The organism is Cryobacterium frigoriphilum (assembly GCF_004403305.1).
Lineage (GTDB): Bacteria > Actinomycetota > Actinomycetes > Actinomycetales > Microbacteriaceae > Cryobacterium > Cryobacterium frigoriphilum.
The window spans coordinates 211941-237083 of sequence record NZ_SOHE01000013.1 but is presented as its reverse complement, the minus strand read 5'-3'; the positions used below and the strand labels follow the sequence as shown (position 1 = coordinate 237083).

The window sequence follows — 25143 nt, the reverse complement described above, 5'->3', positions numbered from 1 at the left end:
CAGAGACCCTCGCGGAGACCCTCGGCGAGACCCTCAGCGGGAAACAGGTCGGGGGGACTGCTAGATTGCAGCCTGGAGCCCACACCCGGCGTGTTAAGGTGTGAGCAGAATTCTTTTTCGCCCCCGTGCAAGGGGTAGACGTTTCGTGGCAGTGCTGACAGCGGGGGGAGCACGGCGTGGGGTCGTTCTCCTCGGTGCTCAAGAATTCGGTGCTCAAGAACTCGGTGCTCAAGAATTCGGTGCTTAAGTTCTCGTTCCTGAACCCGCAGCGCTGGCGCAAGTCCACGGCATCCGTCGTCGCGCTCGCGGTATTGGCCGGAGTGCCGCTGAGCTTCGCGGTGCTGCACCAGGGTTTTCCGGTGACGGATGTCGACCTCACGAGCAGGGACGTCTGGGTCACCAACGGCCAGGAACTGCTCGCCGGTCGGCTGAACCGGCAGATTGAAGAGCTCAACGGTTCGGTGAACGCCGCCTCGAACGCGTTCGACGTGCTGCAGCACGGTGACGATGTCTTCATCTATGACGAGAGTGTGGGTTCGGTCGAGCGTATTGATCCGGCGTTCACGACGCTCGGTCAGCGGGTCGATGTGGTTCCGGGTTCGGAGCTTGCGTATGGTGGCGACATCATGGCGGCGATGGCGCCGACGGGTGAGGTCTGGGAGTTTCCGGCGGCGGGGGAGCTGAGTTTTGACCGGTTGACGAGCGATCCGGTGCTGGAACTCGGCGAAGGTGGTCATATTGCCGTGTCGGAGTCGGGTGCGCTCGTGGGCACCTCGGTGGTCGATGAGACGATCTTCACGATCGAGGAGTTCGGGGCCGAGGCGACCGAGAGCGCGCTGCCCGATCTGGGCGAGCATCAGGTGGCTTTTGTGGGCGAGCAGCCCGTGGTGCTCGACACCGACGCGGGCGCCCTCATCGTGGGCGATGCCGTCGTCGAGTTGCCGGGTGCGCCGCTGAAGGTGCAGCAGTCCGGCGCCGAGAATACCTTTGCGGTCGTCGCGACCGCTGACTCGCTGCTGCAGGTGCCGCTCGGCGGTGGTGGTGGCGGTGGTGGTGGCGGCGGCGGAGACGTCATCGAGGTGCCCGCCGAGATTGATACGGCGATCACAGATCCGACGGCGGTGTCGTCGCCGGTCTGGTTGAACGGATGCGCACACGGTGCCTGGGCCGGCGCGCAGCGCTATATCTCCGCGTGCGCGAACGCGGATGCCCAGAACGAGGCCGGTGCGGACCCGGTCGTGACGGTCGAGGCGATCGAACAGCCGACGCTCGGTTCGGTGCTCGAGTTTCGGGTGAACCGCAGTGTGATCGCGCTCAACAACCTGAGCAACGGCAACGTCTGGCTGGTCGACGCGAACATGCGGTTGGTCGAGAACTGGGACGAGGTGACCCCGCCGGAGGAGGAAGACTCCGAGGAGGGCGACGAGAAGGCCTCGCAGCAGTCCTTCGAGGACACCCTCGCGGAGCGTACCGAGCAGAACCGCGCGCCGCTGGCCCGCGACGACGAGTTCGGGGTGCGGCCGGGTAAAACGACCGTGCTGCCGGTCTTGTCGAATGACACCGATCCGGATGGCGACGTGCTGACCGTCGTGAACGTGAACGGGTTCTCTGGTGCGCAGGGTTCCCTCGACTTCATCGACGGCGGCCGTGCCCTGCAGTTCACCCCCGCGGCGGCCGTCGCCGGTACCGTCAGTTTTCGCTACACGGTCGCCGACGGCCGAGGCGCGGTCGCCGAGGCGAACGTGGCCCTCACAATTCGACCGCTCGATCAGAATGCCGCTCCGGTCGCCTCGCGGGTCGGCGCGGTGAGCGTCGAGCAGGGCCAGCTGGTGAGCTACAACGTGCTCTCGGACTGGATCGACCCCGACGGCGATGACATTTACCTCGTCTCCGCAAGCCCCACGAGCGGCGACGGTGTGCGTTTTGGCCCAGAGGGCTTCGTGACCTTCGAGAGCCGCACCGCCGAACTCGGCCTGAAAGAGGTCACCTTCGTCATCTCCGACGGCCTGCTGACGGCGACCGGGGTGCTGACCGTTGATGTGAAGGCCGCCGGAAGCCTTGGCCCGGTCGGCACGCCCGACTTCGCGACGACGTTCGTGGGAGAGACCGTGCTGATCGAGCCACTCAGCAACGACGTGTCGCCGTCGGGCGCTCCGCTCTCGCTCATCAGCGTCAACGAGGTGCCCGAGCGCATCTCCGCCGTGCCCAACCTCGACCGCGGCACGATCGCGGTCACGGCGCCGGAAGCCGGCAGCTACGTCTTCACCTACAGCCTCGGCGCCGGATCGGCCTCGAGCGTCGGCCTGATCCGGGTCGACGTGCAGGAGGCGCCGACCGAGCAACTGCCGCCGATCGCCGTGAAAGACACCGCGTACCTGCGGGCCGGGGAGCCGGTCACGATCGCGGTGCTGAACAATGACGTCTCGCCGAGCGGGCGGGTGCTGGCCGTGCAGTCCGTCGATACCTCCGCCGCCGGCGACCTCGTGTCGATCGAGATTCTCACGAACACGGTGTTGCGGGTCACCGCGTCGTCGGCGCTGACCGAGCAGGTGCAGTTCACCTATACGATCAGCGACGGCACGGCCACCTCGACCGCGGGCGTCACCGTGGTGCCGGTGCCGCCGCTGATCAAACACCAGCCGCCGGTCGCGATCGACGACAACGTCAACGTGCGCGCCGGCGACATCGTGAGCGTCGACGTGCTCGCCAACGACTACCACCCCGACTCCGGCACCATGTCGGTGCTGCCCGACCTCGGTGACGTGACGAATGCCGGTGGCCTCGCCTTCGCGACCGGAAACGAGGTGCGCTACCAGGCCCCGAAAACGCCGGGCGCCTACAGCGTCAGCTACACCATCACCGACACGTTTCAGGAGACGGCCACCGCAACGGTGCGCTTCACGGTCGTGGCAGTGGATGCCGAGGGCAACCAGGCGCCAACGCCCCTTCCGCTGACCATGCGCACCTTCGCCGATTCGACGATCAAGGTGCAGGTGCCGCTCGACGGCATCGACCCCGACGGCGACTCCGTCTACCTCACGGCCGTCACGACCGCTCCCGACCTCGGCCGCATCGTGGAGCAGGGCAGTGACTTCTTCATCTACGAGGCCTACCCGGGCACGGCCGGCACCGACACGTTCAGCTATGAGGTCGAAGACGCTCTCGGCGCCACCGCGATCGGCACCGTGCGAATCGGAGTGATTCCGCGCCCCGAGGTGCTGCTGCCGCCGGTCGCGGTCGATGACGCCATTGAGATCAAGCCCGGTCGGCTCGGATCGATCCCGGTCGTGCTCAACGACTCCGACCCCAACGGATATCCCCTCACCCTCAGCGAAGACCTGCCCGAGGTCGACCCCGGCATCGCGGCGCGGGTCGACGGCAGCCGCATCATCGTCGACGCCCCCGAACAGGAGGGCACCTTCACGCTGCGATACGAGATCACCAACGGACGCGGCGGAGCGGCGACGGCGTTCGTGCAGGTCAAGGTCACCGCCGACGCGAAAACCGAGCGTCCCACCGCGATCGACCACCTCATCGAACCAGCGGATGTGCTCGGCGCCGATGGTGTCACCGCGGCCAACGTCGCCGTGACGGTACGTGAGGGCGCCGAAAACCCGGGCGGTCTGATCGACGACCTCGTGGTGAGTCTCGAGGGCCCGAACGCGGCATCCGGTGTCATCGATGCCGACGGCATCGTCACCATCACCCCGAGCCGTGAACGGCAGGCGATCGGCTACCGTCTCACCAACGAACTCGACGAGCTCAGCGCGACCGCGTTCATCATCGTGCCCGCGATCCCCGAACCCGAACCGAGCGAGGACCCGGAGAACGCCTTTCCGCCGCCCTTCCTGAAAGACCTGCCCGAACAGATCGTGCGCATGAACGGCTCGATCGACTGGAACCTCGCCGACATCGTGGAGGTGCCCTCGGGGCGGCCCGCGATCATCCTGAGCGCGACGGCGACGAACGGCGACGGTTCCGACCCGATGCGGGCAGCCAGCCGCCTCGGATTCACGGCGCAGACGGATTACCGGGGAGCGGCATCCGTCACCTTCGTGGTCACCGACGGCGAATCGGCGAGTGACCCGCTCGGCAACCAGGCGACCCTGACCATTGCCATCGTGGTCGGCGACGCCAACTTCGAAGACGTACCGCCCACCTTCACCCCGCCGGACGTCACAATCGAGGCCGGGGAGACCGCTCTGGTGACCAATCTGCGCACCTCGAGCGGCCACCCCAACCCGCAGATCATCGAACAGCTCAGCTTCGGGGCGCTCGGCGGCGCCAGCGCGAGCGTTCTCGCCGAACTGTCCGGCGCCGAACTCACCGTGTCGGCACCGCTTGGCACACAGCCCGGAACCACGGCCACACTCACCTTCACCGTGACCTACCGCGAATTCACCGTTCCCGGCTCCGTCAACGTCACCGTGGTCTCGTCGACCCGGCCGTTGCCACAGGCCGTCGAGGACTGCGGGGCGAACTGCTCCGGCATCGAGACCGAACCGAGCACGGTCGTGGAGATCCCCGTGCTGGGCAACGACTACAACCCCTTCGCCCAGGACGGACACGCCCTCAGCGTCGTCGGTGCCGACATTGAACAGGATGTCTCCGGCGGTACGGCCTCGGTCAGTTTCACCTCGTCGGGCGTCACGATTCGCACCGGCCCGAGCGCGACGGGAACGCTCACCGCGGTGTACCGCATCCGGGATGCCACGGGAGACCCGAATCGTGAGGTGCAGGGCCGCATCACCCTCGTCATTCGCAACGTACCGGATGCCCCTAACCGGCCGAGCGCCGCCGAGGGCGATGCGAGCGCCACGGTGACGTTCACGGCCCCGGCGTCGAACAATTCCCCGATCACGGGCTACACGATTTCGTGGAACGGCGGGTCCACGGCGGTCACGGCGGCGGGCCAGCACTCCATCACTGGCTTGCGCAACGGCACCAGCTACTCCTTCAGCGTCGTCGCCCGCAACGCCAAGGGCGACGGTTCCGCATCCGCGGCGAGCAACGCCGTCGTGCCATACGGGGTGCCGGGGGCTCCGGCCAGCGCCAACCTCTCGGCCTCCAAGACCGGAAACGGGCAGTTGTCGCTGACCTGGCAGGCTCCCGCCAGCAACGGTGGGCGCAGCGTCACGGGGTATGAGTATTCCTGGACCGGCAACAAGCTCGCGAACGGCAGCACCAACGGCGCCCGCTCCGCGTCGGTGTCCGGTGCGAACAACCAGAGCTATCAGTTCAAGGTGCGAGCCTGCAACGCCCGCGACTGCGGGGCCTGGACCACGTCGAACACCGACACCACCGAAGACCCGCCGCTTCCGCCGACCCGCATCGAACTGTGCCGCGCCGACCCGTACTCGGGCAGCCAGCACTACTTCGGCGCCCGCTACTTCAACATCGTTCCGGGCACGTACGCCGTCACCGTGCTCGGCGACTCGGATTTCGAGACCTACAACATCAATATCGACGGCACCACGGGAACGTTGCAGACCTTCAGCTGGATGGACATCCAGGACCCCTTCGGCAGCCGCAGCGAGCGCATCCGGCTGGTCGGTCCCGGCGGTACCTACGTGAGCCCGACCATCGTGTGGAAGTCGGCGCTGCGCTGCCTCGACACCGACCGCTGAGGCCGTGACACCACGGCGCAGTGACCACGGCGAGTGCATCTCAAGCCCGGTGCTCAAAGCAGCACCGCATAGGGCACCATGGAACACAGCAGTACAACACGAAACGGAAAGTCAGGCCATGCCAGTCACACCATCAGCGGGCACACAGCCAACCGTCACCCAGGAACAGGCCGACTGGTTCGCCGAAGCGTTCGACAAACTCGTCGGCAACGTCAACCAGGCCATCCTCGGCAAGGACCCGGTCATTCGACTGGTTGTCGCGGCGCTGCTCACCAACGGACACGTGCTGCTCGAGGACTTTCCCGGCACCGGCAAGACGGTGCTCGCGAAGGCCCTCGCGAAGACGCTGGAAGGTTCGAACTCGCGCATCCAGTTCACACCCGACCTGCTGCCCTCCGACGTGACCGGCGTCACCATTTATGACCAGGGCAAGGGCCTGTTCGAGTTTCACAAGGGCCCGATCTTCGCCTCGATCGTGCTCGCCGACGAGATCAACCGGGCCAGCCCGAAGACCCAGTCGGCCCTGCTCGAGGTCATGGAAGAGGGCCGCGTCACCGTCGACGGTGTCAGCCACGAGGTCGGCACCCCGTTCATGGTCATCGCCACCCAGAACCCGGTGGAACAGGCCGGAACCTATACGCTGCCCGAGGCGCAGCTCGACCGTTTTCTGATCAAGACCTCGCTCGGCTATCCCGACCACGACACCGCCATCACCCTGCTGCTCGACAGCTCCAACCGGGCCCGCGACTCGAAGATCACCCCGATCATCGCGTCGAGCTCGATCAATACCATGGCTGAACTGGCCGCATCGGTCTTCGTGGATGAGGCCGTGCTCGGCTACCTCAACGAGATCGTCACCCTCACGCGCACCGACGTGTCGTCGACCCTCGGCGTGAGCATGCGTGGTGCGCTCGCGCTGGCTCGGGCCTCCAAGACCTGGGCTCTGTCCCAGGGCCGCATCTACGTGACCCCCGACGACATTCGAGAGCTCGCCATTCCCGTGCTCGCACACCGCATCATCGTCGACCCGGAGGCGGATTTCGCCGGGGTGACCGCTGAAGACATCGTCGGGCGCATCCTCGTCGCCGTCGCGCCGCCCGCCTTCCGCGCGGTCTGAACCGGCCAGCGGCTCAGAACTTCAGTCCCATGACCAGCACCCTCCCCGGCACCACGACGCCAGACGACCCGAGCGTCACGCCCGCCGCACCCGCCGCATCCGCCACGCCCGCCGCATTAGGTGGGCGCTACGTGGCCAGCGCGCTGGTACCGGGCCGGTTCGCGCAGCTGCGCTACGCCCTGACGAGTGTGGGGCGGGCACTGCGGGCGGCCTCGGGGGCACTGTGGCGCCTGCTGCTGATCGGGCTGCGCACCGCCGCTCGGTTCGCCCGCCCGGTGACGGATGTCGTGGGCCCGGCCGGCTGGCTGACCCTCGTCGCCGCTGTCGTCGCGTTTTCGATCAGCCGCGCATTCGGCTGGGTCGAATTCACCTACCTGGCGACGACCCTGCTGGCCGCGCTGCTCGTGGCCGTCGTCTTCATCTTCGGACGCGCCACCTACCAGGTGTCGATCGCGCTCAACCCGCACCGCGTCGTCGCCGGCCAGCGCGCCCTCGGTGAAATGATCGTCACCAACACCGGGGCGAAAGGGCTGCTGCCGGCCCGCATGGAGCTTCCCGTCGGCGAGGGCCTGGCCGAATTCGTGATCCCGGGCCTCGCCGCGCAGGGCGTGCACGATGAGCTCTTCGCGGTGCCCACGCACCGCCGAGCGGTCGTCGTGGCCGGGCCCGCCATCTCGGTGCGCGGTGACCAGCTCGGACTGCTGCGCCGAACGGTGCGCTGGACCGACCCGGTCGAACTGTTCGTGCACCCCGTCACCACCCGACTCGCTTCCTCTGCGGCCGGCCTCGTGCGTGACCTCGAGGGTGAGATCACCAAGAAGATCACCAACAGCGACATCTCCTTTCACGCGTTGCGGGCCTACGTGCCGGGTGACGCGCTGCGCAACGTGCACTGGCGCACCTCGGCGCGCACCGGCCAGCTCATGGTGCGGCAGTTCGAAGAGACCCGCCGCTCCCAGCTCACGATCATCCACACGCTCGAGAGCGTCGCCTACGCCTCCGACGAGGAGTTCGAACTCGGCGTCTCCGTCATGGCCTCCCTCGCCCTGCAGGTGATTCGGGAGAAGACGAACATGAGCGTCGTCACCGAAGAGCGCCAGCTGGTCACGGGCACCCCGCTGACCCTGCTCGACGACAGCTCACGCATCGACCCGGTCGAGGATCGCTATCCCACTCTTCGGGACTTCGCACGCGACGCCACCCGGCGCCTGCCAGCCCCGAGCGTGGTCATGATCATCGCCGGCTCGCAGACCGAACTGCTGCAGTACCGCACGGTGCAGAACCTGTTCGGCCCCGACACCAAGACCCTCGCCTTTCGCATCGAGGCCGGTGCGCAGTCCCGGCTGTCGAAGGTGAGCGGCCTGACCGTGATCACCCTCGGGCAGCTCGGCGATCTGCCCTCGATTCTCAGACGGGCAAACGGATGATCCGCGCTGCCACCCGGCGCGCCCCCCGGCCCGCTGCGGTTTCGACCTCAACCTCGACCTCAACGTCACCTTCGGCCGACGGCCCCCCGGCCTTTCCGCAGCAGGCCTGGATCGACGTTGCCGTCATCGGCGTGCTCTGTCTGCTCGGCATTCTCGGCCTCGAGACCTCCTTCGGCGACTACAACTTTCTGCTGGCCGGCCTCGGCGGCCTGCTCGTGGGCACCGCCGTCGCGATTGTCGGCTACCGGCTGCGGCTCGGCGTTCTGACCGCCGTGCTCGCCGGCGTTCTCGCCTACTTCGCGCTCGGCACCCCCTTCACGATGCCCGCGCAGGGGCTCTTCGTCGTGCTGCCCAGCCTCGAGTCCACGGCCGGCCTCGCACTCGGAGCGGTCTTCGGCTGGGCCGACATCGTCACCCTCGGCACCCCGGTCGAGGCGCCGTACTACATGCCCGTGCTGCCCTACTTCGCGGCCTGGCTCGTCGCCCTGGTCAGCACGATGCTCGCCAGTCGCTGGCTGCCCGGCCGCCGCCGCACGGTGTGGCGGGCAAGCCTGCTGCTCATCGGCCCGGTTCTGCTGTACCTGGCCGGCATCCTGATGGGTACCGATGAGGCCTACTACGCCGCCCTCCGCGGGGTGGCCTTTGCCGTCATCGCGCTCGTCTGGATCGGCTGGCGCCGGTCGAGGGGGAGCGTTGCGGCATCCGCTGCCGACCTGCCGAACGGCAGCCCGGTCCGTGTGGGCACGGACGGCGTGGGCACGGACGGCGTGGGCACAGGCCGGGTGGGCACAGGCCGGTTGCTGCGCCGCAAGGTGCTCGGCACGGCGACGCTTGTGGTGGGCGCCGTACTCGTCGGCTCGCTCGCCGGAGCCGCCCTCACCCCGCCGTCCGACGCTCGATTTGTGCTGCGCGACGAGATCGAACCGCCCTTCGACCCACTGCAGTTCGCGAGCCCGCTCGCCGGTTTTCGCATGTATACCAAGACCCTCGCCGACACTCCGCTCTTCACCGTGCAGGGCCTCGAGTCCGGGGACCTGCTGCGCCTGGCGAGCATGGACTCCTACGACGGCAAGCTCTGGAACGTCGCCGGATCGGGCGGCCCCAGTGGTTCGGGCGGGCCGGGTGATTCGGGGAGTTTTCGTCTCGTGGGCCGCAGCATTCCCGAGCCGGTGCTCGCGACATCCGTTCAGAACGCCGAGGTCAGCATCACGGCGACCGGCTATTCCGATGTCTGGCTGCCCGGAATCGGATACCCGCACACCGTCGACTTCGACGATGCCGACAGCCGTGCCCTCGCCGAAAACCTGCGCTACAACTCCTCGAGCGGCACGGCCGTGTTCACGAGCGGGGTCGAGGAGGGCTACGAGTACACGATTGCCGCGGCCCTGCAGCAGACGTATCGCGATGAGGACCTCGAGAATGTGCCGGTCGCTCAGCTCACCCTGCCGACCGTGCAGAACATCCCCGACGTCGTGGTGGCCAAGGCCGATGAGTTCGTCGGCACGACCGAAACACCGATCGACCAGCTGCGGGCCATCGAACAGGCCCTGAAGACGCAGGGTTTTCTCAGCCACGGTCTCGCCTCCGACGGCGCGCCCTCGCGCGCCGGACACGGCGCCGACCGCATCGACGAGCTCTTCACCCGCAGCCAGATGCTCGGTGACCAGGAACAGTACGCCTCGGCGATGGCGCTCATGGCGCGCAGCCTCAACTATCCGGCCCGGGTCGTGATGGGCTTCGCACCCGAGGTGCCGGAGGGCGCCGACAGCGTGGAGATCACCGGCACCAATGTGACCGCGTGGGTCGAGGTGGCCTTCGAGGGCATCGGCTGGATCCCCTTCTTTCCCACCCCGGACCAGACCGACGTTCCGCAGGACCAGACGCCCAAGCCCAAGACCGAGCCGCAGCCGCAGGTGCGTCAGCCGCCGCGCGCCGATAACGAAGCGGATGACCTGCTGACCGCCGTCGAGATCGACGACAGTACCGAAGACGAGCAGGACCGCGACTTCGAGCTGCCTGCCTGGGCCTGGGCCGTGATCTTCGGGGCCGGAATTCCGCTGCTCGCCTTCTTCGGACCGCTGCTCGTGATCGCCGCCCTCAAGGCCAGACGCCGTCGTCGTCGGCGCAACCGCGGGGCCGGGGATCTGCGTGTCGCCGGGGCCTGGGAGGAACTCACCGACGGTTACGGGGAGCTCGGCTTCGACGTTCCGACGCGCTCGTCGCGCCGTCAGGTCGCCGAGCAGCTCGAGGCCCAGCAGCTCGAGGCCCAGCAGCGTGAGGCCCAGCAGCCAGACACCGCGCAGCAGCCGTCGAGCCTCGTGACGCTCGCCCGCTCGGTCGACCGAGCCGTGTTCAACGGTCAACCCGTCGACGATGCCGCCGTCACGCGGCACTGGAGCGAGGCCCTGGCGTCGCTGGGTGCCGTGCGCGCCTCGGCAGGGTGGGCCAGGCGCCTCATCGCGAGGTTCCGCATCCGTTCGACCCGTTCGCCCCGTTCGACCCGTTCTGGTGGGCCCGGCCGACCTGGCCGACCCGGAAAGCCTTAGAGTTTTCCTGTGAGTACCGATGGATTCATTGTTCCGCCGCCGGGACTGTTCCCCCAGGCGAAGCCAGCGGCGGCACCGCCGGCGCCCGTCATCGAGGGCGCGCCGCCGGCCGCTGCTGCGACGGCGCCACCGCGAACCGAACCGACCGCCCCCATTTCGATCCCGAGCTTTCGCTCGGTGCCCCTGGGCTCGAGCGCGCCGCGCGCCGCGGCCTGGCACCTCGACTGTGCCGATGGGCAGAGCGTGTCGGTCACCGGGGTCGTGCTGCTCGGGCGGCAGCCCGCGGCCGACGCCGCCCGACCCGGGGCACGCCTGCTCGCGGTCGCGGATGCCGCCACGAGCGTCTCCAAGACCCATGCCGTCGTCGAGGTGGACCGGGCAGTGGGGCTGCCGGACACGCTCTGGGTCACCGACCTGCACTCCACCAACGGGGTCATGGTGACCGCCGCCGACGGCACCCAATTCGACCTGGAGCCGGGTGGCCGTGCCCCCCTGACCCCGGGTTCGAAACTGTTCCTCGGGGAGTTCCTCATCGACATCCGCTGGGCCTGACGCCGCGAGTGCTCGCTCGCGGCATGGTTGCTCACTGTGGACCTGTTAGCCTGACGGGGTGCTGTTCGGTCAACTTCTTCTTCCGTGCCGCGACGAGGCTCAGTTTCACCTGGCCGCCTAGTTCCTACTGGGCCCCTCGTCGCGGAGTTCGTCGTTGGCTGACCACCAAATCTTGAGGAAGACGGACAATCACAGATGACTAGTTCCACGAGCACGACCCCACGCACCCTGGCCGAGAAGGTCTGGGCCAAGCACCTCGTCGCTCAGGGCGAAGACGGCGCCCCCGACCTGATCTACATCGACCTGCACCTGCTGCACGAGGTCACGAGTCCGCAGGCCTTCGACGGCCTGCGCCTGGCGAATCGCCCGCTGCGCCGCCCCGACCTCACCATCGCGACGGAAGACCACAACACTCCGACCCTCGAGATCGACAAGCCGATCAAGGACATCACCAGCCGCACGCAGATCGAGACGCTGCGCCGCAACTGCGAGGAATACGGGGTGCGTCTGCACTCGCTCGGTGACATCGAGCAGGGCATCGTGCACGTCGTCGGCCCGCAGCTCGGCCTCACCCAGCCCGGCATCACCGTGGTCTGCGGCGACTCCCATACCTCCACCCACGGCGCCTTCGGAGCCATGGCGCTCGGCATCGGCACGAGCGAGGTCGAGCACGTGATGGCCACGCAGACCCTGCCGCTGAACCCGTTCAAGACCATGGCGATCACCGTCAACGGCACGCTGCGCCCCGGGGTTACGTCAAAGGACATCATCCTGGCCGTGATCGCCCGCATCGGAACCGGCGGCGGCCAGGGCTACGTTCTCGAGTACCGGGGCAGCGCCATCCGCTCCCTGTCGATGGAAGCCCGCATGACGATCTGCAACATGTCGATCGAGGCCGGCGCCCGCGCCGGAATGGTCGCCCCCGACCAGACCACCTACGACTACCTGAAGGGCCGCGCCCACGCGCCGGAGGGCCAGGACTGGCTCGACGCCGTGGCTTACTGGAACACGCTCGCGACCGACGAGGGCGCCGTCTTCGACGCCGAGGTCATCGTCAACGCCGACGAGCTCGAGCCCTTCGTCACCTGGGGCACCAACCCCGGGCAGGGCGTCTCGCTCAGCGGCAGCGTGCCCGACCCGGCGCTGATCGACGACGCCAACGAGCGCTCCGCCGCAGAGCGCGCCCTCGAGTACATGGACCTCACGGCGGGAACGCCGATGAAGGACATCCGCGTCGACACCGTGTTCCTCGGCTCCTGCACCAACAGCCGGGTCGAAGACCTGCGCGCCGCCGCAGAGATCGTCAAGGGCAAAACCAAGGCCGACAACATTCGAATGTTGGTCGTGCCTGGCTCCGCCCGGGTGCGGATCGAGGCGGAGGCCGAGGGCCTCGACAAGATCTTTCTCGACTTCGGAGCGGAATGGCGCTTCGCCGGCTGCTCGATGTGCCTCGGCATGAACCCCGACCAGCTCGAACCGGGGGAGCGCTGCGCGTCGACCAGTAACCGCAACTTCGAGGGCCGGCAGGGCAAGGGCGGGCGCACCCACCTAGTGTCGCCGCTCGTCGCGGCGGCCACCGCCATCCGCGGCACGCTGTCGAGTCCCTGGGACCTTCACAACGATGCCAGCTCGAGCACCTCGAACGGAGACAACTAATCATGGACAAGTTCACGACCGTCACCGGAATCGGCGTGCCGCTGCGCCGCTCCAACGTTGACACCGACCAGATCATCCCCGCCGTGTACCTCAAGCGGGTCACCCGCACCGGCTTCGAAGACGCCCTCTTCGCCGCCTGGCGTGCCGACCCCGAATTCGTGCTCAACCAGAAGGCCTATCGGGGTGGCCGGGTGCTGATCGCCGGCGCCGATTTTGGTGTCGGTTCGAGCCGCGAGCACGCCGTCTGGGCGCTGCGTGACTTCGGTTTCGACGTCGTGCTGAGCCCCCGGTTCGGCGACATCTTCAAGGGAAACTCCGGCAAGCAGGGTCTGCTGGCCGCAACCATCACCGACGAAGCCGCCGAGCAGCTGTGGGCGATCACCGAGGCCGACCCCGGCATCGAAATAACCGTGGATTTGATTGCCAGACACGCCCGTGTCGGTGACCTGACCGTGCCTTTCGAGATCGATGATTACACTAGATGGCGGTTGCTCGAAGGTCTCGACGATATCGGCCTGACCCTGCGTGAAGAAGCGCGGATAGCAGAATTCGAAGCGACGCGGGAGGCCTGGCTTCCCCGCACTCTCCCGGCACGAACCGCACCGGAACGATCAGCACCGGAACGAACCACAAGGTAGGTAATTTGTGAGCACAGTACTTGATGAAGCACGGGCTGCCCGTGAAGACGCCCTCCACCGCGCCAGCGCGGCCAACCACGGTGCAGCCGTGGGCATGAACGTGGACAAGGTCACCATTCGCGGTGGCCGGCCTCTCGTGGGCCGGATTGAGGTCAAGGGCGCCAAGAACCTGGTCACCAAGGCCATGGTCGCCGCGCTGCTCGGGGAAACTCCCAGCCTTCTGAAAGATGTGCCCAACATCAGCGACGTGCGCATCGTGCGTGGCCTGCTCGAGGTGCACGGCGTCAAGGTCACCGAGGGTGACGAGCCCGGCGACATGATCCTCGACCCGGTCGACGTCGAGAGCGCGCACTTCGCCGCGATCGACGCCCACGCCGGGTCCTCGCGAATCCCGATCCTGTTCTGTGGTCCGCTGCTGCACCGCCTCGGCGAAGCGTTCATCCCCGACCTCGGCGGATGCCGCATCGGCGACCGTCCGATCGACTTCCACCTCGAGGTGCTGCGCAAATTCGGGGCCGTCGTCGAGAAGCAGCCCAACGGCATCCGCATGTCCGCGCCGAACGGGCTCAAGGGCGCCAAGCTCGAACTGCCGTACCCGAGCGTCGGAGCCACCGAGCAGGTGCTGTTGACCGCGGTACGTGCCGACGGCATCACCGAACTCAAGAACGCCGCGATCGAGCCCGAGATCATGGATCTCATCCACATCCTGCAGAAGATGGGCGCCATCATCACGGTCGACACCGACCGCGTGATCCGCATCGAGGGCGTCGACAAGCTCGACGGCTACACGCACCGCGCCCTGTTCGACCGCAACGAGGCCGCCTCCTGGGCCGCCGCAGCACTCGCCACCCAGGGCGACATCTTCGTCGGCGGCGCCCGCCAGCCCGAAATGCTCACGTTCCTGAACGTGTTCCGCAAGGTCGGCGGTGCCTTCGATATTCACGACGACGGCATCCGCTTCTACCACCCGGGCGGCGACCTCAAGCCCGTGATCATCGAGACGGATGTTCACCCCGGCTTCATGACCGACTGGCAGCAGCCGCTCGTCATCGCCCTGACCCAGGCGCACGGTACCTCGATCGTGCACGAAACCGTCTACGAGCAGCGCTTCGGCTTCGTCGACGCTCTCGTGAAGATGGGCGCGACGATCCAGATCCACCGCGAATGCCTGGGTGGCCACCCGTGCCGCTTCGGGCAGCGCAACTTCAACCACTCGGCCGTCATCACCGGGCCGACGAAGCTGTACGGCGCCGACATCGAGGTGCCCGACCTGCGCGGCGGCTTCAGCCACCTCATCGCCGCGCTCACCGCCGAGGGCTCGTCGACGGTCAGCAACGTGGGAATCATCAGCCGGGGGTATGAGAACTTCATCACCAAGCTGCGGCTGTTGGGGGCGGATTTCGATCTCGAAGCCTAGCCCCACCGCCGGCGGCGCGGAGGCGCCTCGGGTTCGATCCGAGAAGAGCAAGCCCTCGATCTTCTGGGTGCTCGGCGCCCTCGTGCTTCCGGGCATGAATCTCGCCGTGAAGTTCAGAATTATTGATGGTCACAAGATGCCGCGGCAGGGTGCCCTGGTTTTCGCACCCAATCATTACAGCGAGATCGACCCGATCGTGATGGGCGTCGTCGCGTGGAAGCTCGGCCGGCTGCCCCGGTTCCTCGCGAAGGCCTCGCTGTTCACGATTCCCGTGGCTGGCTGGCTGCTGACCAAGTCCGGCCAGGTTCCCGTGCAGCGTGGCGGATCGGTGCGCGGTAGCCAGCCCGTCGCGGCCGCCCGCCGACTCGTCGAACTCGGACAGATGGTCGTCGTCTATCCGGAGGGCTCGCTCACCCGCGACCCCGACATGTGGCCGATGCGCGGCAAGACCGGCGCAGTGCGCATCGCGCTCGAGCAGGGCATCCCGGTCATTCCGGCGGCGCACTGGGGAACGCAGGCCCTCATGCCGCGGTACTCCAAGAAGCTCAACCTGTTTCCCCGCAAGACCATCTCCGTGAAAATCGGCGACCCCGTCGACCTGTCCCGGTTCAGCGAACGCAGCCTCGACACCGCGACCCTCAACGAGGCCACCGCGGTGGTGATGGATGCGATCACCCGCCTGCTCGAAGACCTGCGTGGTGAGACGGCGCCCGAAAAACGCTGGAACCCCAGCGAGCATGACCAGAAAGAGACCGGCCGTTTTGAAGCCTAAGATGCACCCCGGAACCCGGGTCGCCGTGCTCGGCGCCGGAAGCTGGGGAACCACCTTCTCGAAGATCCTCGTAGACGGCGGCGCCGACGTCGTGCTGTGGGCCAGACGCCCCGAACTCGCCCGTGAGATCACGGAAGCCCGCCGCAACAGCGACTACCTGAGCGGCATCAACCTGCCGGTCGGGCTGCGCGCGACCCCCGACCTGCAGAAGGCCCTCGCCGGGGCCAAGGTCGTGTTCATCTCGGTGCCGAGCCAGACCCTGCGCGACAACCTCGTGCTCATGGAGCCGTTCCTCGAACCCGGCGTGATCCTCGTCTCACTCATGAAGGGCGTCGAGCGTTCCACCGGCATGCGCATGAGCGAGGTCATCGCCGAGACCCTGCCGATCGCCCCCGAGCACATCGCGGCGATCAGCGGCCCGAACCTCGCGCTCGAAATCGCCCGCGAACAGCCGACCGCCGCCGTGGTCTCCTCGCTCAGCATGGAGACGGCGCACATCGTGGCGAAACTCGCCACCAACCGCTACTTTCGCTCCTACGTCAACACCGACGTCATCGGCACCGAGTTCGGCGGCGTGCTCAAGAACCTCATCGCGGTCGCGATCGGCATCGTCGACGGCGTCGGTTACGGCGAGAACACCAAGGCGTCGATCATCACCCGCGGCCTCGTCGAGATGACCGACTTCGCGGTCGCCTACGGCGCCCAGCCGGAGACCCTGTCGGGCCTCGCGGGACTCGGTGACCTGATCGCGACCTGCACGTCGCCGCTGTCGCGGAACAACACGGCGGGCCGGTTGCTCGGCCAGGGTTACAGCATCCATGACGTCGTCAAGCAGATGCAGCAGACCACGGAGGGCCTCGCATCCGTCGGCCCTATTCTGGATCTGGCGCGCGCCAAGGGCGTCGACATGCCCATCGTCGAGCAGGTACGCCAGGTGCTCGACGGCACACTCAACCCGCGGGACATTGCCCCGCACCTCACCACCGAGTCCAGCGAACCGCAGGGCGAAAGGAATATCGATGACTCTCACGGTGGTACTGCTTTTTGGGGGACGCTCAAGCGAGCATTCAATCAGCTGCGCAACGGCGGGCGGAGTGCTGGCGGCGATCGACCGCGAGCGCTATAACGTCATTCCCGTCGGCATCACCCGGGACGGTGCCTTCATACTGGAAGACGACGACCCGGCCAAGTTTGTGCTGCACCCGGATGCACCCGCTGACGACCTTCCCGTGGTCGTTGACAACGGCACGCGTGTGCGGTGGCCGGAGAGCACCGGCAGCCGCGAGCTGACCGTCGTCGAGAACGGCGTGTCGCGGTCACTGGGGTCGGTCGACCTGGTCTTTCCGATCCTGCACGGACCGTTCGGCGAGGACGGCACGATTCAGGGCATGCTCGAACTCGTCGGACTGCCCTTTGTAGGGTCGGGCGTGCTCGCCTCGGCGCTCGGCATGGACAAGCACTTCACCAAGACGGTCTTTGCGCAGGCCGGCCTGCCGATCGCGCCGTGGCACACGGTGACGGCGGAGGCGTGGGCCACAGATACCGCGCCCGCCTACGCCGCCCTCGACCGGCTCGGCCTGCCCGCGTTCGTGAAGCCGGCCCGGGCCGGGTCGAGTGTGGGCGTCAGCCGGGTTTCCTCTGCCGAGCAGCTGGCGGATGCGATGGCCGTCGCCCTGCGCGAAGACAGCAAGGTGCTCATCGAGTCAGGCCTCGTCGGCCGGGAACTCGAGGTCGCGGTGCTGCAGGGCCGCCCCGGGGAGCCGAGTCGGGCATCCGTCGCTGGCGAGGTCATCGTCACCGGGCGCGACTTCTACGACTTCGACGCCAAATACCTCGGCGCCGGCGGGGTTGAGCTGGTCTGCCCGGCACCGCTCGGCGCCGCGGAACTGGCCGAGATGCAGCGACTGGCCCTCGCCGCGTTCGACGCGATCGCCGGCGCCGGGCTGGCCCGGGTGGACTTCTTCCTGACGAAGGAGGGCTGGGTGATCAACGAGATCAACACCATGCCCGGCTTCACGGCGATCTCGATGTTCCCGACCTGCTGGCTGCAGAGCGGATACACCTACCCGGAGCTGATCGACGAGCTCATCGATGTGGCGCTCTCCCGCGCCGAGCGCCGCGGCTAGCTTCACTCTGCGGGTACGCGAGTGGGCGCATCCCGGACGTTCCGGCCGCTCAAGGGGCCGAGTGTGGCTTCTCGTGAGCGAGAAGCCACAAAACGCCCCTTGGGGCGGCTCGCCCCGCTGCGAGAAGCCGAAAAACGCCCCTTCAGGTCGATCCAAGGGGCGTTTTTTGGCGTCTCGCGAAGGGGCGGTGCCTCTCAAGGGGCCGTTGTTGGCTTCTCGTGAGCGAGAAGCCACAAAATGCCCCTTGGGGGCTCAGGGCTCAGGGCTCAGGCTCAGGAACCCGGGATGTCGAGGTCTTCGGCGCCGAGGCACGCGCTCGTGGCGGGAATGAACTCCATGGCGGGCGACAGATCGACGAGGGCGGTCGATCCGGCGACCCGGTCGGAGTCGATCACGATCTCGGTCGCGGGCTCGCGGCCGTAGCTCGTGAACCGGTAGAGCGGAGCCTCGGAGTCGTCTTCGATCCAGTCGATGCCGTTGATGGTCACGCACGGCAGCGTTGTCGGCCCCGGCACGTCGACGCCGCAGTGCAACAGAATGGCCGCCGGGTCGCCCCAGGCGCCGGTCGCCTGCGCGTTCGTCTCGCGGCTGGGCTGGTCGGCGACGGTGTCGGGCAGGCGCACGATCAGGTCGGCGCAGCCCGGGTTCTCGGCGTCGGCGGCCGGGTCGAGCGGCACCGACGGCGTGCAGCCGGTGAGCAACGCCACCGCGGTGAGGACGAGCGCCGCCGCTCCGATGCTGCGGGCGCGGCGCGGGCGTGCACCGCGACGAATCGGGCGGGAAAGCGGATGGTGCGGCGCGGGTGAAGAAGAGGGGGTCACACAATCAGGTTACCGTTTGAAGTATGACGACTTCCGCAGAGACCCTGGCCGACCTGAGCGAGGGCGCGGTGCTCGAGCGTATCTTTCCGCGGCTGCCGGCATCCGCTTCGCAGTTGCTGGGGCCCGGCGACGACGCGGCGGTCATTCGCGCCCCCGACGGACGCTTCGTCGTGACGACGGACATGATGATCCAGGGCCCCGACTTTCGACTCGCGTGGTCGACGCCGTTCGACCTCGGCTGGAAGGCCGCCGCGACGAACCTGTCCGACGTGGCCGCGATGGGCGCCGTGCCGACCGCGCTCGTACTGGCGATCGCCGCGCCGCCCTCGACCGCGGTGTCGGTGCTCGAGGGCATCGCCGACGGTGTGCGGGCCTGCTGCGCGGCGCTCGCTCCCGGATGCGGGGTGGTCGGCGGTGACCTGTCGGCCGCCGACGCCCTCACGCTCGCCGTCACGGCCTTCGGTGACCTCGAGGGCCGCGCACCCGTGCTGCGCTCCGGCGCGCGCCCCGGCGACGTCGTGGCACTGGCCGGCGCCCTCGGCGACGCCGGCGAGGGGCTCGCGCTTCTGTTTCGCTACGGCGTCGACGACGCGGGTGTGCCGGATGCCGGCCGGGCAGACCGGGTGAAGGCGGAGCATCCGCGGGCCCTCGCCGCCCAGTTGCGCCCGGAGCCGCCCATCGACCGGGGACCGGCCGCGGCCCTCGGCGGGGCCACCGCGATGCTCGACGTCTCCGACGGGCTCGCGATCGACGCCGGCCGCATCGCCCGGGCGAGCGGGGTCGGTCTCGACTTCTTCTCGACCGCGCTCGGCGAATCGCCCGAACGTGCCCTCGGCGGCGGCGAAGACCACGGCCTGCTCGCCACGTTCCCGGCCGGGGTCACCCTGCCGACCGGGTTCCGGGCGCTGGGCACGGTCACCGCGGATGCCGGCGCCGTGCTGCTCGACGGCGTGCCGCACGAGCAGGGCGGCTGGGACCCGTACCGCGGCTGGGACGGCGCCGCCTAACCCTTACTCGTGGCGGGACCTAGCCGAGCAGGGCGGGCCGCTGCCATTCGGCGTCGTGCACGTGCTGGTCGAGGAACGCGAACACCGTCTGGTACCAGACCACGGCGTGCTGCGGCTTCAAGACCCAGTGGTTTTCGTCGGGGAAGAACAGAAACTTGTGCGCGGTTGTTCCATCCGGCTCGGCGTGGTGCTCGGCGAGCTCCGACCAGAGCCGCAGGCTCTCACCGATCGGTACCCGGTAGTCGTGGTCGCCGTGGATGACAAGCATCGGCGTCGTGATGTCGCGCACGCTGTGATGCGGTGAATTGTCGATCATGCCCTGCTGCGAGAAAATGCTCTGCCAGTACTGCGAGTTGTCGGTCGTGCCGTTGAACTGGTCGAGCGCCCACAGGCTCGCGTGGCTCACGATCGCGCTGAACCGGTCGGTGTGCCCGGCGATCCAGTTCGCCATGTAGCCGCCAAACGAGCCGCCCATCGCCACCGTGCGGCTCCCGTCGATGTCGAGGCGGGCCTCAGCGGCATCCGTGATCGCGAGCAGGTCGGTGTAGGGAGCGGCGCCCCAGGCGTTCCAGCCGCGGGCAATGAAGTCGAGGCCGTACCCGGTCGACAGCGCCGGGTCGGGCAGCAGCACGGCATAGCCGCGGGCCACGGCGAGCAGCGGGCTCCACCGCCAGCTCCAGGCGTTCCAGCTGTTCAGGGGGCCGCCGTGGATCCAGAGCAGCAACGGCGCCGGATGCTCCGGGTTGGCACCCTCAGGCAGCAGCAGCCAGCCGCGCACCCGGGTTCCGTCCTCGGCGGTGGTCTCGACCTCGGTGATCGTGCCGGGAGCCGCCGGCAGACCCGCGGGCGTGGCGAGCACGGTGACGGCACCCGAGGAATCGATGCGCACCGGATGCGCCGGCGTGACCCACGAGGATCGCAGCGCGACCAGGTCCCCGGTCACCGCGTCGACGGCCACATCCGTGTAGCTGAAGTCGTCGGTCGTGATCTGTACGACCGGCTCGTCTCCGGCGGCGAGCGGAACCCGGAAGATGGGCCCGCGCCCGTTGTCGTCAGCCGTCACGATCAGGTTCTCGGCCGAGGCGTCAAAGGCGAGGCTGGTGGCCCAGCGGTCCCAGTCCTGGGCCACGCGGCGGGCATTGCCTCCATCCTGGTCGCTCACCCACAGTTCGTGGTCGGCTGGGCCGGTCGGGGTACTGAAGGCGACACGCACAAACGCGAGCCGCAGCCCGTCGCGGCTGAGGGCGGGCGAGCTGAAGTGCACGCGCGGTTCGTCGAAGAGAGGGGTGGAGGCCCCGGTGGCCACGTCGATCGACACGATCGCCTGGCGGCCGGAACGCTGTTCCTGCACGCGAACGGATGCGATCAGGGTGCGGCCGTCCGGCGTGAGCGCTTGCCCGGAGGTGTCCATCATGCGACCGGGGTGTGGAGCGAGATCGTGGGGCGTGGGGAGGCCGACCGGGTACCGGGCGGCGGCATCCGCTGAGCCGTCGGAGGTGGGCAGGTCACGGGCCGGGCTGGCGTCGTCTCGCAGGTCGTGCAGATCGAGGGCGAACAGGTGCGGCTCGGCCGGCCCGAGGTTGTGGTCCCAGAACCGCACGGGGTAGCTCTCGTGCAGAATGGCGGCGACCTTGGTCTCGGTGCGGCGGCGGCGGGCCGCGGCATCCGCGTGGATATCGGCCGAACCGGGCAGCAGATCGGCGGTGATGACGATGGTGTCGCTCGCGGTGGCGGTCGCAGCGATGCCGGAGACGCCGCCGGCGAGGCAGGTGAGCGGGCGCGCCTCGCCACCGGTGTGGGGGAGCGACCAGAGCTGAGCGGTGTCGGCGACCGCCGTCGGAGACCCGGAGTCTGGCCGTTTCGAAACGAACAACACGTCGCCGGAGGCGGTGAATCCGACGCCGGATTCGCCCTCGGCCGAGCGTGTCAGGCGGCGCGGAACGCCGGAACCGTCGGCGGCGACGCTCCACAGCGCACGCTCGTAGCGGGTGCGGTCGGCGGCGAGCGTCGCGACGGTCAAAATCACCCGCCGCCCGTCGGGGGTGAGCGCGAGGCTGTCCACGCGGGGGAGCGCGATGTAGCCGTCGAGGGACGAGAACGGTTCGTGCGGAATCAGTTCGGGCGGAATTAGTTCGTTCGGAATCTGTTCGTTCGGAATCTGTTCGTTCAAAATCTCAGGTGACATGGGTCCACGCTATCCCGCGCGTCCTCCCACCCCCGAAATCAGTCGGCGGCGAGCGGCTCGGCGGGGGAGGCGTACCAGACCGTGGTGTCGCCGTAGTCTTTGCGGCGGTCGAGATCGAAGGCCGGGCCCCACAGGGGTTCAGGCGAGCGCGAGCTGCGCTCCACGATCAGCAGGGCATCGTCGGCCACGAGCGGCGCGAGGGCGGCGAGGTTAGCGCCGAGCTCCACCTCGCTCAGGTCATAGGGCGGGTCGATGAAGACGATGTCGAAACCGTCCTTGGTGCCCGCGAGAAAGGACTGCACCGCTTGCGTGCTGACGTTGACCTTGAGCGTGTGTTCCTCGGCGCTGGACCGTTTGGGCGCCATGCGTGACACGGCATCCGCGTTCTTGCGACACATTTGCGCGGCGCCGAAACCGTTCTCGACGAGGGTCACGATGCGGGCGCCGCGGCTGGCGGCTTCGAGCCCGAGCGCGCCGGACCCGGCGTACAGGTCGAGCACCCGGGTGCCGCGCAGGGCGTCGCGCGCGTCGAGGGCGCTGAATATCGCCTCCCGTACCCGGTCGCTCGTGGGGCGCGTCCCCGATTTCGGAACGTGCAGGGTGAGGGAGCCGGCGAATCCGGAAACAATGCGGGTCATGGTCATTCGAGCCTAGCTTCCGCGGCGGTTGCGGCAGTCGCGGCAGTTACGGCAGTCGCGGCGCAGATTAGATTCACGGGCGCAGTTTCTATACTGCGCCACCGAATCTAACCTGCGCCACGAGCATCCATCGCTGGATTGTGGCACCGGCAACGCCGGCGACGGATGCCTCGCGCTGCCCGACCGCCCGCCGTGTCGGTGGCCCCGCCTACGATTGAGGCATGACCGGTTTGCAGCCCACCGCCGTGCCGAGCGACGCGAAGACACTCGACTCCTCCCTGGGTCCCGTGGTCGGCGGCGACACGGCGAAAGAACTCGCCACCGCCTTCGGAATGCACACCATCGCCGACCTGCTGGGCCACTATCCGCGCCGCTATGCCCTGCGCGGCGAATCGTCTGACCTCACCCGACTGATCGTCGGCGAGGACGTGACCGTCATTGCCCAGGTGGTCTCCGTCACCGAGTCCGAGATGAAGTCTCGCCCCGGAACCATGGTCACGGTCAAGATCACCGACGGCAAGGACACCCTCTCGCTGATCTTCTTCGGTAAGGGCAAGAACGGCACCAAGGGCAGCCAGAACTGGCGCACCAAAGCGCTGCACCCCGGCGTGCGCGGCATCTTCGCCGGCAAGGTCACCGCGCACGGCAACACCGTGCAGCTGGCGCACCCCGCCTACAAGACCTTCGACACCGAACTCGACGAGGTCGTGATCGACCCGAAGGTCAAGCGCATGCTGCTTGACATCGTTCCGATCTACCCGGCCACCGCACGAATCACCAGCTGGGAGATCGCCGACGCGGTGGCCCTGGCCCTGAACGCGCTCGGTCCCATCCCCGATCCGGTGCCCGAACTGCTGCGCGCCTCCGAGAAGCTGATGCCGCAGGGCCGCGCGCTCGAGCTGATCCACCGCCCGCACGCCTCGACCGACTGGCAGCAGGCCCGCGACACCCTCCGGTTCATCGAGGCATGGGTTCTGCAGTGCACGCTCGTGCAGCAGCACACCCAGGCCCGAGAGCGCCACACCACGGCCAGGGAGCCGGTGCCCGGCGGGTTCCTGGATCGTTTCGACGCCAACCTGCCCTTCGTGCTCACCACCGACCAGCAGATCGCCGCCGCCGAGATCGCCGTCGACCTGTCCCAGACCTCGCCGATGAGCCGGCTCGTGCAGGGTGAGGTTGGTTCGGGCAAGACCGTCGTCGCGCTGCGGGCCATGCTCGCCGTCGCCGACAGCGGCGGACAGGCCGCGCTTCTGGCCCCCACCGAGGTGCTCGCTGGCCAGCACCTGCGCTCGATCACCGCCATGCTTGGCCCCGACCTCACGGCCGAACTGATGCCGACGCTGCTGACCGGGCAGCTGCCGGCCGCCGAGAAACGCAAGGCCCTCTTGCGCATCGTCAGCGGGCAGTCGCACATCGTCATCGGCACCCACACGCTCATGAGCGACAACGTTGAGTTCTTCGACCTCGGGCTCGTCGTCATCGACGAGCAGCACCGCTTCGGCGTCAACCAGCGCGAGGTGCTGCGACGCAAAGGCGCGACCCCGCCGCACACCCTCGTGCTGACGGCCACGCCCATTCCGCGCACGATCGCGATGACCGTTTTCGGTGACCTCGACGTGAGCACGATCGCCATGTTGCCGGCCGGTCGGCGGCCCATCGAGAGTGTCGTCGTGTCGCTCGGTGAAAAACCCCACTGGTTCCTGCGCATCTGGGATCGCGTCGCCGAAGAGGTGGCGCTCGGCCGGCAGGTGTTCGTCGTGTGCCCCGCGATCGCGCCCAAACTGGCCGAAGAAGGCCAGACGCTCGATCAGGCCGACGGCACGGTGACGGATGCCGCCGCTCCGGCCCGCGCCGCCGCATCCGCCCCGCGCACCGCCCCCCGCCCCGGCCAGCTTGCGAGCCAGGGAACCGGCCAGCCCGCCGCCGAGAAGCGCCCGATCCACGATGTCGAGACGCTGCTCGAGCGCCTGCGGCAACACCAGCCGCTTGCCGGACTTCGACTGGAACCCCTGCACGGGCGCATGACGAGCGAGGAGAAAGACCTGACCATGCGGGCCTTCGCCGCGGGCGAGATCGACGTGCTCGTGGCGACGACGGTTATCGAGGTCGGCGTTGACGTGCCCAACGCGTCGGCGATGGTCGTCATGGACGCCGACCGCTTCGGGGTCTCCCAGCTGCACCAGCTGCGCGGCCGGGTCGGGCGCGGCGGTGTTCCCGGCCTGTGCCTGCTCGCCACCTACGCGAAGAGCGGGTCGACCAGCCGGCAGCGGATCGACGCGGTCGCCGCAACCCTCGACGGGTTTCGGCTGGCCGAACTCGACCTCGAGCTGCGGCAGGAGGGCAACGTGCTCGGCGATTCGCAGTCGGGGGACCGGTCCTCACTGCGGCTGCTGCGGGTCGCGATCGACGGCGACCTGATTGCCCGCGCCCGACAGGCCGCGCAGTTTTTGATCAGCGGTGACCCGGCACTGCGCACCGAGCCGGTGCTGCGGCAGGCCGTGGAACGCCGCCTGAACGACAATCAACGCTCCTGGCTGCACAAGGGGTAGGCGCACGGTTGCCCAGACGGGTAGAAACAAGGTTCTGCCCCTCAGTCTGCTCCTCGATGGGGGCA

General features: G+C 68.2%; 16 protein-coding genes. 13 read left to right on the top strand and 3 right to left on the bottom strand.

The window, feature by feature from the left end; all coding sequences use genetic code 11:
- Positions 1 to 176 precede the first annotated feature (176 nt).
- The 11 genes from E3T55_RS02435 to E3T55_RS02385 all read left to right on the top strand — a co-directional run bounded on the left by E3T55_RS02435 (position 177) and on the right by E3T55_RS02385 (position 17878).
- The gene (locus tag E3T55_RS02435; protein ID WP_134517965.1) at positions 177 to 5627 is read left to right on the top strand and encodes an Ig-like domain-containing protein; all 5451 of its coding nucleotides are present in this window, start codon (positions 177 to 179) and stop codon (positions 5625 to 5627) included.
- Positions 5628 to 5745: 118 nt separating this feature from the next.
- Positions 5746 to 6744: an AAA family ATPase gene (locus E3T55_RS02430; protein WP_134517964.1), complete on the top strand. Its 999-nt coding sequence runs from the start codon at positions 5746 to 5748 to the stop codon at positions 6742 to 6744.
- Between the two features lie 29 nt (positions 6745 to 6773).
- Positions 6774 to 8171 (top strand): DUF58 domain-containing protein, encoded by a 1398-nt coding sequence (locus E3T55_RS02425; RefSeq protein WP_134517963.1) that lies wholly within the window; start codon positions 6774 to 6776, stop codon positions 8169 to 8171.
- The gene (locus E3T55_RS02420) at positions 8168 to 10717 is read left to right on the top strand and encodes a transglutaminase-like domain-containing protein (RefSeq protein WP_134517962.1); all 2550 of its coding nucleotides are present in this window, start codon (positions 8168 to 8170) and stop codon (positions 10715 to 10717) included. Before E3T55_RS02425 ends, E3T55_RS02420 begins: the two co-directional genes overlap by 4 nt.
- A gap of 9 nt (positions 10718 to 10726) precedes the next feature.
- Entirely contained in the window at positions 10727 to 11269 is a 543-nt protein-coding gene (locus tag E3T55_RS02415; protein ID WP_134517961.1) for an FHA domain-containing protein, read from the top strand.
- Positions 11270 to 11464: 195 nt separating this feature from the next.
- Complete coding sequence (gene leuC / locus E3T55_RS02410; RefSeq protein ID WP_134517960.1) at positions 11465 to 12925, top strand: 3-isopropylmalate dehydratase large subunit; 1461 nt, start codon at positions 11465 to 11467, stop codon at positions 12923 to 12925.
- Between the two features lie 2 nt (positions 12926 to 12927).
- The gene (gene leuD / locus E3T55_RS02405; protein WP_134517959.1) at positions 12928 to 13563 is read left to right on the top strand and encodes a 3-isopropylmalate dehydratase small subunit; all 636 of its coding nucleotides are present in this window, start codon (positions 12928 to 12930) and stop codon (positions 13561 to 13563) included.
- 94 nt (positions 13564 to 13657) lie between these two features.
- A complete protein-coding gene (murA, locus tag E3T55_RS02400; RefSeq protein WP_174775420.1) occupies positions 13658 to 14980 on the top strand; it encodes a UDP-N-acetylglucosamine 1-carboxyvinyltransferase in 1323 nt (440 codons plus the stop codon).
- Positions 14981 to 15074: 94 nt separating this feature from the next.
- Positions 15075 to 15752, top strand: a complete 678-nt coding sequence (locus tag E3T55_RS02395) for a lysophospholipid acyltransferase family protein (protein WP_420897959.1) — start codon at positions 15075 to 15077, stop codon at positions 15750 to 15752.
- 1 nt (position 15753) lies between these two features.
- Positions 15754 to 16878 carry an NAD(P)H-dependent glycerol-3-phosphate dehydrogenase gene (locus E3T55_RS02390; RefSeq protein ID WP_134517957.1) on the top strand — a complete coding sequence of 375 codons (1125 nt, stop codon included), beginning with the start codon at positions 15754 to 15756 and terminating at the stop codon, positions 16876 to 16878.
- Positions 16772 to 17878 carry a D-alanine--D-alanine ligase family protein gene (locus tag E3T55_RS02385; protein WP_166791648.1) on the top strand — a complete coding sequence of 369 codons (1107 nt, stop codon included), beginning with the start codon at positions 16772 to 16774 and terminating at the stop codon, positions 17876 to 17878. Before E3T55_RS02390 ends, E3T55_RS02385 begins: the two co-directional genes overlap by 107 nt.
- Positions 17879 to 18150: 272 nt before the next feature.
- Here E3T55_RS02385 and E3T55_RS02380 read toward each other — a convergent pair whose 3' ends face one another.
- Positions 18151 to 18699: a DUF3515 domain-containing protein gene (locus tag E3T55_RS02380; protein ID WP_241992795.1), complete on the bottom strand. Its 549-nt coding sequence runs from the start codon at positions 18697 to 18699 to the stop codon at positions 18151 to 18153.
- 23 nt (positions 18700 to 18722) lie between these two features.
- On the opposite strand from E3T55_RS02380, the gene thiL reads away from it, so the two are divergent.
- On the top strand, positions 18723 to 19706 hold the full coding sequence (gene thiL / locus E3T55_RS02375) for a thiamine-phosphate kinase (protein WP_134517956.1): 984 nt from the start codon (positions 18723 to 18725) through the stop codon (positions 19704 to 19706).
- A 19-nt stretch (positions 19707 to 19725) separates the two neighbouring features.
- Here the strand turns inward: thiL and E3T55_RS02370 are convergent, their stop codons facing one another.
- Both E3T55_RS02370 and E3T55_RS02365 read right to left on the bottom strand, forming a co-directional pair.
- Entirely contained in the window at positions 19726 to 21891 is a 2166-nt protein-coding gene (locus tag E3T55_RS02370) for a S9 family peptidase (protein WP_174775417.1), read from the bottom strand.
- 38 nt (positions 21892 to 21929) lie between these two features.
- A complete protein-coding gene (locus tag E3T55_RS02365) occupies positions 21930 to 22529 on the bottom strand; it encodes an RsmD family RNA methyltransferase (protein ID WP_134517955.1) in 600 nt (199 codons plus the stop codon).
- Positions 22530 to 22750: 221 nt separating this feature from the next.
- On the opposite strand from E3T55_RS02365, the gene E3T55_RS02360 reads away from it, so the two are divergent.
- Positions 22751 to 25078, top strand: a complete 2328-nt coding sequence (locus tag E3T55_RS02360; protein ID WP_134517954.1) for an ATP-dependent DNA helicase RecG — start codon at positions 22751 to 22753, stop codon at positions 25076 to 25078.
- Positions 25079 to 25143: the final 65 nt, after the last annotated feature.

What these genes read in the sequence shown, in the direction of transcription:
- E3T55_RS02430 (WP_134517964.1), top strand. Translation starts at nt 5,746, where the DNA reads ATGCCAGTCACACCATCAGCGGGCACACAGCCAACCGTCACCCAGGAA.
- leuC (WP_134517960.1), top strand. Translation starts at nt 11,465, where the DNA reads ATGACTAGTTCCACGAGCACGACCCCACGCACCCTGGCCGAGAAGGTC.
- E3T55_RS02365 (WP_134517955.1), bottom strand. Translation starts at nt 22,529, where the DNA reads ATGACCCGCATTGTTTCCGGATTCGCCGGCTCCCTCACCCTGCACGTT.
- thiL (WP_134517956.1), top strand. Translation starts at nt 18,723, where the DNA reads ATGACGACTTCCGCAGAGACCCTGGCCGACCTGAGCGAGGGCGCGGTG.
- murA (WP_174775420.1), top strand. Translation starts at nt 13,658, where the DNA reads ATGAACGTGGACAAGGTCACCATTCGCGGTGGCCGGCCTCTCGTGGGC.
- E3T55_RS02425 (WP_134517963.1), top strand. Translation starts at nt 6,774, where the DNA reads ATGACCAGCACCCTCCCCGGCACCACGACGCCAGACGACCCGAGCGTC.
- E3T55_RS02370 (WP_174775417.1), bottom strand. Translation starts at nt 21,891, where the DNA reads ATGTCACCTGAGATTTTGAACGAACAGATTCCGAACGAACAGATTCCG.
- E3T55_RS02390 (WP_134517957.1), top strand. Translation starts at nt 15,754, where the DNA reads ATGCACCCCGGAACCCGGGTCGCCGTGCTCGGCGCCGGAAGCTGGGGA.
- E3T55_RS02385 (WP_166791648.1), top strand. Translation starts at nt 16,772, where the DNA reads ATGACTCTCACGGTGGTACTGCTTTTTGGGGGACGCTCAAGCGAGCAT.
- E3T55_RS02395 (WP_420897959.1), top strand. Translation starts at nt 15,075, where the DNA reads ATGAATCTCGCCGTGAAGTTCAGAATTATTGATGGTCACAAGATGCCG.
- E3T55_RS02420 (WP_134517962.1), top strand. Translation starts at nt 8,168, where the DNA reads ATGATCCGCGCTGCCACCCGGCGCGCCCCCCGGCCCGCTGCGGTTTCG.
- leuD (WP_134517959.1), top strand. Translation starts at nt 12,928, where the DNA reads ATGGACAAGTTCACGACCGTCACCGGAATCGGCGTGCCGCTGCGCCGC.
- E3T55_RS02360 (WP_134517954.1), top strand. Translation starts at nt 22,751, where the DNA reads ATGACCGGTTTGCAGCCCACCGCCGTGCCGAGCGACGCGAAGACACTC.